This window comes from Campylobacter canadensis, from assembly GCF_013177655.1.
In the GTDB taxonomy this organism is placed as follows: domain Bacteria; phylum Campylobacterota; class Campylobacteria; order Campylobacterales; family Campylobacteraceae; genus Campylobacter_E; species Campylobacter_E canadensis.
This window is the reverse complement of sequence record NZ_CP035946.1, coordinates 1628073-1641715: the sequence shown is the minus strand read 5'-3', so window position 1 is coordinate 1641715 and position 13643 is coordinate 1628073. Positions and strand designations below refer to the sequence as shown.

11 protein-coding genes, 1 tRNA gene and 2 pseudogenes are annotated in these 13643 nt (G+C 26.5%); 9 read left to right on the top strand and 5 right to left on the bottom strand.

Annotation, left to right across the window (positions count from 1 at the left end; translation table 11 throughout):
- Positions 1–2: 2 nt before the first annotated feature.
- Genes CCANL266_RS07935 through CCANL266_RS07925 form a run of 3 tightly spaced genes read left to right on the top strand, consistent with a single transcriptional unit; the run spans position 3 to position 2475 of the window.
- A complete protein-coding gene (locus tag CCANL266_RS07935; RefSeq protein ID WP_172233799.1) occupies positions 3–800 on the top strand; it encodes a TRM11 family SAM-dependent methyltransferase in 798 nt (265 codons plus the stop codon).
- The gene (locus CCANL266_RS07930; RefSeq protein WP_172233796.1) at positions 797–1483 is read left to right on the top strand and encodes a restriction endonuclease; all 687 of its coding nucleotides are present in this window, start codon (positions 797–799) and stop codon (positions 1481–1483) included. Before CCANL266_RS07935 ends, CCANL266_RS07930 begins: the two co-directional genes overlap by 4 nt.
- Positions 1480–2475 (top strand): DNA adenine methylase, encoded by a 996-nt coding sequence (locus CCANL266_RS07925; RefSeq protein ID WP_172233793.1) that lies wholly within the window; start codon positions 1480–1482, stop codon positions 2473–2475. Before CCANL266_RS07930 ends, CCANL266_RS07925 begins: the two co-directional genes overlap by 4 nt.
- Here CCANL266_RS07925 and CCANL266_RS07920 read toward each other — a convergent pair.
- From CCANL266_RS07920 to CCANL266_RS09830, 3 genes and pseudogenes are all read right to left on the bottom strand, one after another.
- Positions 2464–3324, bottom strand: a complete 861-nt coding sequence (locus tag CCANL266_RS07920) for an EamA family transporter (RefSeq protein WP_172233790.1) — start codon at positions 3322–3324, stop codon at positions 2464–2466. The genes CCANL266_RS07925 and CCANL266_RS07920 overlap by 12 nt on opposite strands.
- Positions 3325–3458: 134 nt before the next feature.
- Positions 3459–3962 (bottom strand): annotated as a pseudogene (locus tag CCANL266_RS09865) (methyl-accepting chemotaxis protein); the annotation flags it as partial.
- 402 nt (positions 3963–4364) lie between these two features.
- Positions 4365–5036: pseudogene (locus CCANL266_RS09830) on the bottom strand (cache domain-containing protein); the annotation flags it as partial.
- 252 nt (positions 5037–5288) lie between these two features.
- Here CCANL266_RS09830 and CCANL266_RS07910 point away from each other — a divergent pair.
- From CCANL266_RS07910 to CCANL266_RS07885, 6 genes are all read left to right on the top strand, one after another.
- A tRNA-Phe gene (locus CCANL266_RS07910) sits at positions 5289–5364 on the top strand.
- A 254-nt stretch (positions 5365–5618) separates the two neighbouring features.
- Positions 5619–6134 carry an RDD family protein gene (locus tag CCANL266_RS07905; protein WP_172233784.1) on the top strand — a complete coding sequence of 172 codons (516 nt, stop codon included), beginning with the start codon at positions 5619–5621 and terminating at the stop codon, positions 6132–6134.
- 62 nt (positions 6135–6196) lie between these two features.
- On the top strand, positions 6197–8179 hold the full coding sequence (locus CCANL266_RS07900; RefSeq protein WP_172233781.1) for an LPS-assembly protein LptD: 1983 nt from the start codon (positions 6197–6199) through the stop codon (positions 8177–8179).
- Entirely contained in the window at positions 8157–8852 is a 696-nt protein-coding gene (locus CCANL266_RS07895; protein ID WP_172233778.1) for a phosphoribosyltransferase family protein, read from the top strand. Before CCANL266_RS07900 ends, CCANL266_RS07895 begins: the two co-directional genes overlap by 23 nt.
- Positions 8830–10890, top strand: a complete 2061-nt coding sequence (locus CCANL266_RS07890; RefSeq protein WP_172233775.1) for a polyribonucleotide nucleotidyltransferase — start codon at positions 8830–8832, stop codon at positions 10888–10890. The genes CCANL266_RS07895 and CCANL266_RS07890 overlap by 23 nt, the downstream gene beginning before the upstream one ends.
- Before the next feature lie 2 nt (positions 10891–10892).
- A complete protein-coding gene (locus CCANL266_RS07885) occupies positions 10893–11474 on the top strand; it encodes a LysE family transporter (protein WP_172233772.1) in 582 nt (193 codons plus the stop codon).
- Positions 11475–11537: 63 nt separating this feature from the next.
- Here the strand turns inward: CCANL266_RS07885 and CCANL266_RS07880 are convergent, their stop codons facing one another.
- Together CCANL266_RS07880 and CCANL266_RS07875 are read right to left on the bottom strand one after the other, a co-directional pair.
- Positions 11538–12623, bottom strand: a complete 1086-nt coding sequence (locus CCANL266_RS07880) for a restriction endonuclease subunit S (protein ID WP_172233769.1) — start codon at positions 12621–12623, stop codon at positions 11538–11540.
- A complete protein-coding gene (locus CCANL266_RS07875) occupies positions 12616–12906 on the bottom strand; it encodes a hypothetical protein (RefSeq protein ID WP_172233766.1) in 291 nt (96 codons plus the stop codon). Before CCANL266_RS07875 ends, CCANL266_RS07880 begins: the two co-directional genes overlap by 8 nt.
- Positions 12907–13643 lie beyond the last annotated feature (737 nt).

Genomic DNA, 13643 nt, shown 5'->3' with positions numbered 1-13643 from the left:
TAATGCATATTAATGATATAAATTTAAATGATTGGAAAAATGCAAATATTGATGTAAATAGCCTATGGCTTATACAAAATAGAGATAATTCTGGTAAACACAAAAATATATATCACGGCAATTTTATCCCACAAATTCCAAATCAGCTAATTAGACGCTATACAAAAGAAAATGAGCTTATTTTAGACCCATTTTTTGGTAGTGGAACAACCCTTTATGAATGTGAAAAATTAAATAGAAAATTTTTAGGAATTGATATTAATGAAAAAATGTATGAATATGTTTTAAATACTATGGGAAATGATTTTGATGGTTCAAAATTTAGCTTAATAAATTACGATAATACAAATGAAAATATAGTTTATTTAATACAAGAAAAACTAAAAGCATTAGATACAAAATCAGCACAATTTATTATATTTCATCCGCCTTATTTGGATATTGTAAAATTTACAAATCACAATAACGATTTAAGCAATATAAACGATTTGAAGACTTTTGTAAAAATATTTTTAAAAACTTGTGAAAATGCTTTACAATTTTTGGATAAAAATAGATATTTTGCATTAGTTATAGGAGATGTTTATAAAGAAAGCGAAGTAAAACCTTTGGGGTTTTTACTGATGAATGAAATTAAAAAACATTTTAGAGTAAAACTTAAAGGAATTATTGTAAAAAACATAGAAGGAAATCGTGGTAAACTAGGGGTTAATTCTATTTGGCAATATCGTGCAATTAGAAGTGATTATTATATCTTTAAACATGAATATATTTTTGTATTTAAAAAGGAGTTTTTATGACAAAAACAGAACTTTTTATAAACCTTGCAAAGCCAGATGAAAACGGCTTTTCTCGTTGGGTTAGCGTAGATGAATTTGTTGGTATTTATAAAGAATTGCAACTTGGAAATGGTGGGAGTTGGTGTAGAGCAAGTAGTACTTTAGCTAGAAAATATAATGTAGAATTTGATAAAAGTATTAGTAAGGGAAATGCAATTGATAGAATAAGATTAAGCGGCTTTAATGCCAAGACTATTTTTAATCAAAATATTAGAAAAGATATAAAAGATTATTATAAAAATCAAAAATGTGTAATGCTGGGAATAAATGGTAATAGCGAAAATACAAAAATAGAAATAGATCATAAAGATGGTAGAAAAAATGATTTAAGAGTAAGTGATATTAAAACACAAATTTTAAAAGATTTTCAACCATTATGCAAGGCAGCAAATGATGCAAAAAGACAAATATGTAAAGTTTGCAAAGAAACAAATAAAAGATGGAGTGCTAAAAATATAAAAGGTAATCCTTATGATTTTTATAAAGGCGATGAAAATTATACCGATGAGTTAGGCTGTGTGGGTTGTTATCAGTATGATCCAGTAGAATATAGATTAGAAAGTGTAAAGAAAATAAGCCAAGAAGCTTCAAAAGCAGCTAGTGAATTTATTTTTAATAAACTTTATAAAGATGATGATTTATGAATTACATAGGTTCAAAATTAAAATTATCAAGCTTTATTTTTAGTGAAGTTAAAAGTGTTGTCAATACGGATTTAAAAGATTTTGTTTTTTGTGATTTATTTAGTGGAACTAGCATTGTGGCAAGAACTTTTAAGCCATATGTAAAACAAATAATTTCAAATGATATGGAGTTTTATAGCTTTGTATTAGCTAAAAATTACATAGAAAACAATATTGATGAATATATAGCAAATTTACTCATAAATGAGCTAAACCAAGCGATTTTAGAAAAAAAATTAAATGGGTTTATTTACTATAATTATTCAGAATTTGCAAATAGACAATATTTCACAAATGAAAACGCTATTAAAATTGACACTGCTAGAATAACAATAGAAGAGTGGTTTGAAAACTCATATATTAATGATAAAGAATATTATTTTTTATTAACATCTTTGCTTGAAAGTGCCGATAAATTAGCAAACACAGCATCAGTTTATGGGGCGTTTTTAAAAAAAATCAAAAAAAGTGCTTTAAAGGATTTAGTGATAGAAAAAGCAGAATTTTTACCCACAAATCAAAACAATTTAGTATTTAATAAAAACGCAAATGAGCTTATAAAGACGATAAAAGGGGATGTTTTATATCTTGACCCACCTTATAATTCTCGTGAATATGGAGCTAACTATCATTTGCTAAATACCATTGCAAAATACGATGAATTTATTCCTAAAGGTAAAACTGGACTAAGAGATTATACTCGTTCAAATTGGTGTAAAAAAGCTAAAGTGTATGATGAATTGGAAGAGCTAGTTAAAAATGCTAATTTTAAATATATTTTTTTAAGCTATAACGATGAAGGATTACTTAGTTTTAATGATATTAAAAATATCTTTTCTAAATATGGGAAATATTCTTATGTCAGTAAAGATTATCAAAGATTTAAAGCGGATAACGATAGAGTTCAAAAGCAAGGCAAAACAATAGAGTATTTACATATTTTAATAAAATAATTGTTTTTTCTTATTTAAAAAATAATGCAAAAAGCTTGCAAAAATCATAATTAAAGAGCCTAGACAAAAACTTTTTAAATCAATATCTATTTTAAAAAAAGTAAGGTTTATTATGATTGAGACAGGGATTATTGCATTATTCATTAAGGCCAAAGTCCCGCTATTTACTAAACTTGCACCCTTATTCCATAAAAAATATCCTAAAGATGAAGCTATTAAGCCAAGATAAATTAAAGCAAAATATGAAGTGCTATCTTTTGGAATTTTATTAAAATCACCTAAAAAAATAAAAGCAGCTAAGCTAAAAATTAAAGCCCCACTAAAAAAATACCCAAAAACTTCTTTATGAGAAGTGATATTAAATTTGTTGCTAATATATTTATAAAGACTTTGTCCTGCTGCAAAAACTATATTAGCAAGTTGTATTAAAATAAAACCTTTTAAAAAATTATCACTTATGCTACCTTCTTTAATAATATAAGCACCAAAAACGCTAATACTAATGCTAATAAGATAAATAAAGCGAAATTTTTTTGAAAATAAATCATAAAATAAAGACACATAAAAAGGAGTAAAAATAGTAAAAAGTGCAACTTCGCTTACACTTAAAAATAAAAAAGAATTATAATAAAATAAATACATAATTCCAATTTCAAGCGCTCCTATGCACATAAAAATAAGTTTTAATTTATTTTGTATTTTATAATTTATTAGAGGCAAAAATACTAAAAAGGCTATTAAAGTCCTTACTAAAATAGCAAAATAACTATCCATTTTGCCGCTTATAAAATATCCAATAATAGGAAAAGAAAATGCCCAAATAATAGTAGTAAGTGATAGTTGCCACATAAAAAAACCCTAAAAATAAAATTAAACCCCTTATACTTTTTAATACTTTAAACAATCTTAATTAAACAATCTTAATTAAAAAAACAACCCAGCCTAAGCACTTATTGCCTAAGCTAGGTTTTTAGAATTTAAAATCAAGTTCTAAATTCATTTAGCTTTTTGTTAAGATTTTCAGTCATTTCACTTAAATGGTTTGCAGCTCCTGCTATTTCTTCAACGCTTCTTGCGTTTTCATTTGTAATTGTGTTCATATTATTTACACCATCTAAGATTAAGCTCATATCTTTACTTGTGTTAATATAATCACTTACAGTTCCTTCGCTTATCTTAACAGCTTCGCTCATTATCTTACCCATTTCATTGATTGTGTTTTGAGTATTTGATGCAACGCTTGTTAGATTGCTAATTTCTTTAGAATTATTACTCATTTGCTCACTTGCATCTTTAATACCTTGAACAATTACGCTAATAGTTGCATTAATTTCACTTAAGCTTTTTTGTGTTCTTTCTGCAAGACTTCTTACTTCATCAGCCACAACTGCAAAGCCACGACCATGTTCTCCTGCACGAGCTGCTTCAATAGCTGCATTTAAAGCTAATAAATTAGTCTGATCAGCCACATCATTAATAATTTCTAAAATAGATTTTACATTATCAGCATCACGGCTAAGTTGTTCTATCTTACTTGCTAATTCACTTTCAGTTGAAGCACTGTGATTGATTTGATTTGTAAGTTGGTTAATAGCATTGTTTGCTTCAATGATATATTTAGAAGCGTTTTGTAATTCTTCTTTACCTTTTTGAGCTTGTTTTACGCCTACATCAAGATTGCCCTTAGTATTTGCTCCTTTGCTTGCTACTTCATTAATAGTAATTGAGCCTTCTTCAGCACGCTTTCCTGTTTGCATAGAAGTATGGCTTAATTCATTTGCAATTGATGCGTTTTCATTTGAGATATCTTTTGCTTGTGCTATTAATACTCTTACTTTTTCTAAGAATTCATTAATTGCCATTGAAGCTTGTGCTATTTCATCTTTGCCTTTTACTTCTAGTTTTTTGGTTAAATCCCCATCTCCGCTGCTTAGTTCAATTGATTTGTTTGTAAGTGCGTTTAGTGGGTTTGAAAGATTTAATTTTATAAAAAAAGCCCAACCAAATAATAAAATTATAGTAATTACACAAGTAATACTTGCAAAAATAAGCAAGGTTTTATTAATTATTTTATTAAAATCATTTTGAGCTTCTGTTACAATAGCTTGAGCGTCAAGTAAATTTACAGTTGCAACATAAATTAAATCTACATTTTTATCAGCCAGTGCAAAATATACAACATCTCTTTCAGGACGAGTTTTATCAGCCTTCATATGAGATGTTACATAACCACCACCATTTTTTGCGGTTTGAATAATTTCTTTTATATAAAATTTATTATTCATATCTTTTTTATCAATAGCATTTGTACCCACACGACCGTTGATATAATGAGCTTTATAAGTTCCTTTACTGTCTATAATAAATAAGGTAGTCGTCTTATTTTTTAAATCTAATTTATCAATAGCATTTAAAATTTGCTCTTCATAATCTTTAGAAGAAAAGTTAAAGCTAAGCATAGAATCATGAATTTTATAGCCCATATAATAAGCCATTGTTGATACGGAACGAGCGGTTGCTTTTGCGTTATTTACTGCGATTTCGTTTGTAGTATCTTTCATTTCTTGATTTAATCCCTTAAAGCCATATAAAGAAATAAAAATAGCGCTTAAAGTTATAATAAGCATTGACAAGAACGCATAAACACCAATTTTAAATGAAATCTTCATTTTTTCTCCTTAAAAAATTAAATAAAACTTAAATTTAATGAAATAATCTTAAATATAAATTAAGTTTTTTTAATGTAAAATTTTTTCATTTTTTAAAGATTTTTTAAGCTTTACTCCATATAATAACAACTTTTTATTCCAAGTGGTTGGATAGCTCAGTCGGTAGAGCAGCAGACTGAAAATCTGCGTGTCGGCAGTTCGATTCTGCCTCTAACCACCACTTTATTTTCCCAGAAAATTATTTTTATGTTTTAACGATTTTTTAAAAAATTTTTTGTAATATTTTATTGCCTGAGCAAAGCGGGTTAAATATATTTGGTCCAACAAAGTTTTTATGTGATTAAGTTTAAGCAAATGTGTTCTGTGATGCGTTTATCGTGAATTGCAGCCTTTAATGCTTTCCTTCCACTATTTTTTTAGGTTATAGGACCTAAATTCTTAACGCCTGCTTGGGTTTTTTATAAAAGGATAATAATGGCAAATAAATATGAACTTATCTTAGAAAAATTAGAAAAAGAAGAAAAATCATTAGCTAGTTTTGAAAAAAGAATAACAGCTTATATAATTGATTTATTTATTATATGGTTTGCGTGTGCAATATTTTTGCCTTTTGTTATTGATAAAGATACTTTGATTAGATTAAGAGAGCTTATTTATGAGTATGAAACAATAGACCCTGATAATTTATATACTACTATTACTAGTTCTTTTGTTAAATTTATAGTTTTTTTGTTTATATTTCAAACTGTTTATTATTTTATTTGTTTTTACTATTGCTCTGCAACTATTGGTATGTATATTTTAAAGATAAAAACAATTGATAATGAAAGCTTAGATAGCCCAAATATAATTTCATCTTTTTTAAAAGCTTTAATTATTACTATGATGTCTTGGATACTTCAAGGAATTTTATTTTTATTTGCTCTTGCAAACCCTTTAAGAATGACTTTTGCTGATATGTTTAGCAATACACTGGTAGTAAATAATTGATTAAAAAAATATTATTCTTATTAATCTTTTGTGTTTTTGTCAATGCGCAAAAAATACAAATAATGGCAAGTTCTTTTGAAAAAAATAATAATTTATTGTTTTTAAATAATAATGTTGTTGTAATTTCTGATAATTATTTTGCAAAGGCAAAAAGAGCTATTTATAACGAAGAAAGTAAGGTTTTAGAATTATTTGAAGATGTCTTTATAAATTCTCAAAACGCAAACTCAATTAGCGATTACGCTAGAGTTGATTTAGCAAATAAAAGTACTGAATTTAAAAATGTATTTTTGAGTGATTTAATTTTAGAATTATGGTTAAAAAGTAATCATAGTTGCTATACAAATAATGTTTTAAAGGTTGATAATTCTATTTTAAGCTCTTGTGAGGTTGATAATCCTATTTGGAGTTTTAAATTTTCTAGTGGTGAATATAATCAAGAAAGTAAAGATTTAAGCATAAAAAATGTTATTTTTCGCATTAAAAATATCCCTGTTTTTTATTTTCCGTATTTAAGAATTAATATGGATAATACAAGAAAAAGTGGTTTTTTAACTCCTAAAATCGCCTTTAAGTCAAATGAAGCTATTTTTTATGAACAACCGTATTTTTGGGCTATTTCTCATAGACAAGATTTAGAATTTAGACCGCAAATTAGAACTAATCGTGGTTATGGTTTATTTTTTAATTACAGATTAATTGATAGTGAATATTCTTCATTTAATTTAAGCAGTGGGTTTTTTAAAGAAAGGCAAGCTTATGTTTTTAAAGAAGATTTAAAATATGATAGTCATTTTGGTGTAAATCTTGTTTATGCTAGTGATAAAATCTTTAATAATTCTCAAGATAATCAAGAAGGTTTATATTTAAATTATTTATACTTAAATGATATAGATTATTTAAATTTATCAAGTTTTTATAATAAAACTAGCGATTCTGTTGTAACATCAAGATTAAATTATTTTTATTATCAAAATAATAATTATTATGGAGCTTATGTTAAATATTATCAAGATTTATCAAAAGAAGACCAAAAAGATACAATACAAGAATTACCAAACATACATTATCATCATTTTTTAACCAAGTTTTTTTCAACCCCATTTTTATATAAAGCAGATTTTAATTCTACTTACTATTATAGACAAAATGACTATACTTTAAATAGATTTAATATAAATTTACCTATTTTCTTTCAAAAAAGTTTATTTAATAATTACTTAAATTTGCTTTTAAAAGAAGAAGTTGAATTAAATTATAATTTAAGTAGTAATCATAAAAATAATGATTTTTTATCTAACTTTACCCACTCTGCAAGTTTATATACTAGTTTGTATAGTAAGTATAATAACTATTTGCATAATATAAATTTTGCTTTTAATTTGTATTTTAAAAATGGTCATAACGATACTATAAATCCTTTTTATTTAGTTGAACAAAATGAAAAATTAAATTATTATTTTGAATTTTCTGAATTACTTTATAAAAATCAAGCTAAATTATTTAAGCATTTTTTAAAATTTTATACTCAAGATTCTAAACTAAAATTTATTGGCAATGAAATGAATATTTATTTTAATAAACATTTTTCTATATTTAATTCTACTCTTTTTAATACAGATGAAGAAAAAATTCAAAATTTCTTTTTACAAGGAAGTTATAATAGAAAAGATTACAGTATTAATGCAGGTTATTTTTTTAATAAGAAAAAAGATATTTTACAAAGCAATTATGAATTAGATAAATTTTTAAGCTTTGGAGTAAATTATGATATTAACTTATATAATAGCATTCACGCAAATACTTGGTATAATCTAAAAACAAAAAAATTAGAAAATTATAATTTAGGTTTTATCCATAAAAGAAGATGTATTAATTTTACTATTGATTTTAAAGAAAGCACAAGTTCAAAATTAACCCAAAAAGGTGTGCGTTCTTACAAAGAAAGAGGTATTTATTTTTCTTTTAATCTCTATCCTATTGGTGGAGTAAAATATAATTTTACCTTGCAAGGAAATAAAGATGAGTATGACTACGATTTTTGAAAACCCTATTCAAGCGGCAAATGAATTAGCACAAAATATAAATCAAGATGAAATTAAAGAGCATATTATAATTTGCAACAGCGTTAAAAACATACCTTTTGTAGATGCTTTTGCCAATGCTACTGGCAATTATTATGAAATGCTTTTTACAAAAGGAATTTACACCCCAAATAAAGAATGCCAACTAGCTAAGGTAAGCGAAAGTGATGAGGTAGTTTATGTAAAAGAATTAATTGATTATTTTAATATTTCAAAAGAATATTTAAATAATGAAATCAAACTAGCATACAACGAAAATATAAGAAATAAAATATTATATTTTAGAAAGCAAAAGGCAATTTCAAATTTAAAAAATAAAGATATTTTAATTCTTGATCAAGGTAGCAATACAGGACTTACCTTAAATATTTGCCATAAAAGTTTAATAAATTTAGGAGTAAGAAGTATAAAATACGCTACAAGTATAATTTCTTCTCAAAGTTATGATTATTTTAATGAAATATTTGATAATATCTACTATTTACATAAATTAGACCATTTTATAAATAAAGATTTTTATTACAAAGAAGCTTTAAATATACCAAATGAGTTTGCTTTAGAAATTTTAGAAGAAAGCAATTATTATTTGCCATTTATTACAAAGGAGTTAGATGAAAAAAAGCATTATTATTAATAATAAAGAATTGATTTTTGATTTAGATTTAGTTGCTAAACAAGCTAATGCTAGTGTGTTGCTTACTTGCGGTAAAACAGTATTATTAGCTAGTGTGGCTAGAGAAGATAGCAAGGTTAGTGAAGACTTTTTGCCATTAACAGTAAGTTATGTTGAAAAAACTTACGCAGCAGGCAAAATTCCTGGTGGTTTTGTAAAAAGAGAAACAAAACCAAGCGAAGCAGAAACCTTAACAGCAAGAATAATAGATAGAACTTTAAGACCTTTATTTGCAGATGGTTATTTATATCCAACTCATATTGTTGTTATGCTTTTATCTTGTGAATTAGATGTAGATTTACAACCCTTAGCGCTTTATGCGGCTAGTGCAGCGCTTAGTTTAAGTGATATTGAAGTAAAAAATCCTGCAGTGGGAATTAGAATTGCAAAAGATGCAAATAACGAATTTATAATAAATCCTACGTTATCTGAACTTGAAAATTCAAGCCTTGATTTGTTTGTAAGCGGTGCTGCTGATGAGCTTTTAATGATTGAAATGAAGGCAAATGAAACAAACGACAGTATGAACGAATTAAGCGAAGAAGAGCTAATAAAGGCTTTAAATTTAGCAAAAAATGAAATCAGTAAAATAAGCGCTGAATATAAAAAAGTATTTTATGAGCATAAAAAATCTTTTGAATTTGATTTAAAAGCACCTAGTCAAAATGCTGATATTTACGAGTTTTTAGAAAAAAATTATCTAAAAGAAGTAAAACAAGCTATTAATAATTTAGCTAAAAGTGAAAGAAATAGCGAATTAAATAAAATTGCTGATGAAATTTTGCAAAATAACCCTGAATTTAATCCTGAAGAGCTTAATTACGAATTACATAAATTTAAAAAAAGCATAGTTAGAAAGCAAATTTTAAATGAAAAAATAAGAGCTGATGGAAGAGGGCTTGATGAGGTAAGACCAATAAGTATTTTAACAAATATCTTGCCTAATGCTCACGGTTCTTGTTTATTTACAAGAGGGCAAACTCAAGCTCTTGTTGTAGCTACATTAGGAAGTGCAAACGATGCTCAAACTATTGAGAATTTAACCTTAAAAAATTCAAGCTTAGAAAAATTTATGTTTAATTATAATTTTCCTGGTTTTTGTGTTGGAGAAGCTAGTGCATTAAAAGCACCTTCAAGAAGAGAATTAGGGCATGGAAATTTAGCTAAAAGAGCCTTAAGTTCTAGTGTTAGTAAAAATTATCCGCACACAATAAGATTGGTTTCTGAAATACTTGAAAGCAATGGTTCTAGCTCAATGGCAAGTGTTTGCGGCGGTTCTTTAGCTTTAAAAGCAGCTGGAGTTGATAGTAAAAAATTAGTTGCTGGTGTGGCAATGGGGCTTATTGTAGAAGACGATAATTTTGCTGTTTTAACTGATATTATGGGTTTAGAAGACCATGATGGGGATATGGATTTTAAAGTAGCAGGCAGTAAAGATGGAATTACAGCTATGCAAATGGACATAAAACTTGGTGGTATTAGTCCGCATATTTTAGAACTTGCTTTAGAAAAGGCAAAAAATGCAAGGCTGCATATTTTAGATATTATGCAAAAAGCAAATGATGAAATTGTTGTAAATTATGATATTTTACCTAAGCTTAGCATTTTTAAAATTCATCCAAATGATATACCAGAATTAATAGGACAAGGTGGAAAGACTATTAAGGATATTATTGAAAAATTTGAAATTAGCATTGATATTGATAGAGATAAAGAAGAAGTAACCCTAAGCGGACAAAAAGTTGAAGAAGCAAAAGAATATATCTTTGCAAATGTATTAAAAAAATACAGAAAAAAAGTAGAATTTAATGTAGGCGAAGAATATAAAGGTATTGTAAAAAAGATAGCACCTTTTGGAGCTTTTGTTAGTTTAAAAGATGGCGTTGATGGCTTATTACATTCAAGTAAAATTAAGAATTTAAATCTTAAAGAAGGCGATGAATTAAATGTTGTAGTAAGCGAGATTAAAGATAACAAAGTAGGGCTTAACTTGGTGTAATTATGATTTTATCGGCTTTAAATGGATTTATTTTAGGGCTTAGCCTTTGTGTGCCATTTGGGCCAATAAATATTCTTATTTTAAATAATGCTGTTAAATCCTTTAAAAATGGTTTTTTGATAGGTTTTGCAGCCTTATTGATTGATATTAGTTATTTTAGTCTTTGTTATTTTGGTTTTTCTTTTTTAAATAATGAAAAATTTTTTGTGTATTTATCTTATTTTTCTTTTTGCTTTTTATCTTATTTAGCGTTTTTAACTTTTAAAAGTACGAGTAATATTCAAAAAAGTGCAATTACAAATACAGCCATAAGTAGTTTTTTAAAGGGTGCTTTTGTTAATATTTTTAATCCTTTTGTTATTATTTTTTGGTTTTCATATACGGCTAGCATAAAAAAAGAAGAATATATGTTAATAATAGTTACATTTTTATTTTTAGCAGTGTTTTTATGGATATTGTTTTTAGCATTTTTTTCAGCTAAATACGCAAGAATTTTAAATCAAAAAATATTAAAAATTATAAATATTATTTCAGCTTTTGTTTTAGAATTTTTTGCTTTTAAAATCTTATTAAGTACTATTTAACAAGCAATTTTATAAAAAAATTACATTTATTATACTTTTAATATGCTTTTTACTTTGCTAAATTTATTTAAAATATTTTATAATCTGTTTTACTTGTAAAGTAAACTTTTGCTTTATGTACTTTTGCATATACTCCCAATTAGGCTCACCTTTTTCATCAATTGGTAAAATTAATGTTAATTGTGCTAAATCAGTACTTGAAAGCTGATTACCATACGATGAGAAAGCTATATTATTTTTGATAATAGGTATTAAAAAATTAGCAATATATTTATTCAGTTCTATATTTAAAGGGATAAGTGCGTGAACTTTCATATCTATTGAAGCTTTATATGGGTGATAAAAAACGCTACCCAAAAACGACACGCTTATAAAATTGCTAAAAAATACTATTTTCTCACTTTTACAACTTGAAAGACTATCAACCCCATTATTTATACCCTTAACGGTAATTCTTGGTATATTATATTTTTCCAACAATGTTTTATTGATATAAGAACCAGTCGGGGTTTGAAGTTTATTTTTATTAGTAAAAGTATAAAACACATCATACGCCTTAAAACTCTTCCATTCTATATCGCTATTTTGTAAATCCCCCCCCCCATAAGCAATATCGCTTAACTGCGATTTGTAGTAGTTTATAATTTGTGATTTTTGCCTATTTATTATCTGTTTTATGTAATTTTCCATAAACTCCCAATTAGGCTCACCTTTTTCATCAATAGGGAGCAAAATTTTAGTTCTTTTCAACCTTGTTAATGTTGCACCATTTCCACCACAATTAAATTTTTGCATTTGTTTTTTGATCAATGGAATAAAAAACAAAGCATTGTATTTATTAAACTTGTCATGTTTAACTATTTGTATATTTTGACCTGTATAAAAATCACAGTTTTGATAAAATACAGTTTGTGTATCCAAACCTATTGTAATCACATTACCACAATCTATTTTATACTTATTATTTTGTTTATATGGAATAAACAAGCTTATACCATTATTTAAATCACTTCTAGTTATATAAGGCATATTTCCATCTCCTAACTTTAGCTTGTTTTTATCTATACCACTAGAAGTTGCAAATATATTAAAAAGATCCCCTATTATAAATTCTTTCCACTCTACACTATTAAGGCTTAGCTTATTCATTTGCCACCCTTTCATCTAAGCCAAACAAATACCCCCTATCATGAGTTATCATATTTACTTCAAATGTCAAATAATCAGCTATCGTTTGCTCAAAATCTTCATTGCTAGGGATTTCATCGTTAAAATAATAAAAAGAATGAAGCCATTCATCATCGTGTTTTATGGTAGTTTTTACACAAAACTTAGTTGTGCTTGGTTCTTTATCAAACCATATATCAAGTAGGTGTTGTTTTTTATCTTTGTTTGAGCCATCATCAATAAGCCCTATATGCTTACTTACCACAAAGCCATCGTTTTCGTAGTTTATAAACTTACATATTTTATCTTTTGGGTGTGGATTATGAGCTGTAAATATTGCTATACAAGGATTTGTTCCTACTCCATAAAAGGTATTTTTATTTAGCGTGATTACGCCTTCTAGTGTGTATTTTTTAAAGACTTCTTAAAACTAGTTTTACCTGTAAAAGTATTTTGTGGCACTATGGCAGCTACTTTGCCGTTTTCTAGCACTGAGTTTAGTAAATTATATATGAAGTTTATTTCATATAAACTAGGATTGTTTTTATCTCCCATAGAATAAGATGGATTTATTATAGCTATTTTACACCTTTTTTAAGTTGTAACTCTGATGGTTTTGTGCTAATTTTTCAAGGTGGCTTTTGCTATCTACTCCTAAAATCATATTTGTTCTAGTTATGCTAAACATATAACCTTGTACTTCTATACCAAAGAGCTTATTTTTTCTCAGCTATTAAAAATCTAGCAGTCCCACAGCAATAAAAGCACTCTATGGCTTGGCTTTTAACTCTAGCAAATCGCAAAAAGCTCGTTTATGTGTTTAGGATTTAAAACTATGTATAAGTTTTGTCTATCTTCACCACTATAACTTATAATTTAGCATAAAATCTACCCAAATAATCTTCAGTAGAGCTAGTATAGGCTTTTAAGATATTTTCATATAAAAATTTCGTGTAGTGCCTAAGTGGGGGGGGGTATTTTGTTGATTTTTGCTTAACTATT

What these genes read in the sequence shown, in the direction of transcription:
- CCANL266_RS07880 (WP_172233769.1), bottom strand. Translation starts at nt 12,623, where the DNA reads ATGAATAAGCTAAGCCTTAATAGTGTAGAGTGGAAAGAATTTATAATA.
- CCANL266_RS07920 (WP_172233790.1), bottom strand. Translation starts at nt 3,324, where the DNA reads ATGTGGCAACTATCACTTACTACTATTATTTGGGCATTTTCTTTTCCT.
- CCANL266_RS07900 (WP_172233781.1), top strand. Translation starts at nt 6,197, where the DNA reads ATGGCAAGTTCTTTTGAAAAAAATAATAATTTATTGTTTTTAAATAAT.
- CCANL266_RS07935 (WP_172233799.1), top strand. Translation starts at nt 3, where the DNA reads ATGCATATTAATGATATAAATTTAAATGATTGGAAAAATGCAAATATT.
- CCANL266_RS07925 (WP_172233793.1), top strand. Translation starts at nt 1,480, where the DNA reads ATGAATTACATAGGTTCAAAATTAAAATTATCAAGCTTTATTTTTAGT.
- CCANL266_RS07890 (WP_172233775.1), top strand. Translation starts at nt 8,830, where the DNA reads ATGAAAAAAAGCATTATTATTAATAATAAAGAATTGATTTTTGATTTA.
- CCANL266_RS07930 (WP_172233796.1), top strand. Translation starts at nt 797, where the DNA reads ATGACAAAAACAGAACTTTTTATAAACCTTGCAAAGCCAGATGAAAAC.
- CCANL266_RS07905 (WP_172233784.1), top strand. Translation starts at nt 5,619, where the DNA reads ATGGCAAATAAATATGAACTTATCTTAGAAAAATTAGAAAAAGAAGAA.
- CCANL266_RS07885 (WP_172233772.1), top strand. Translation starts at nt 10,893, where the DNA reads ATGATTTTATCGGCTTTAAATGGATTTATTTTAGGGCTTAGCCTTTGT.
- CCANL266_RS07895 (WP_172233778.1), top strand. Translation starts at nt 8,157, where the DNA reads ATGAGTATGACTACGATTTTTGAAAACCCTATTCAAGCGGCAAATGAA.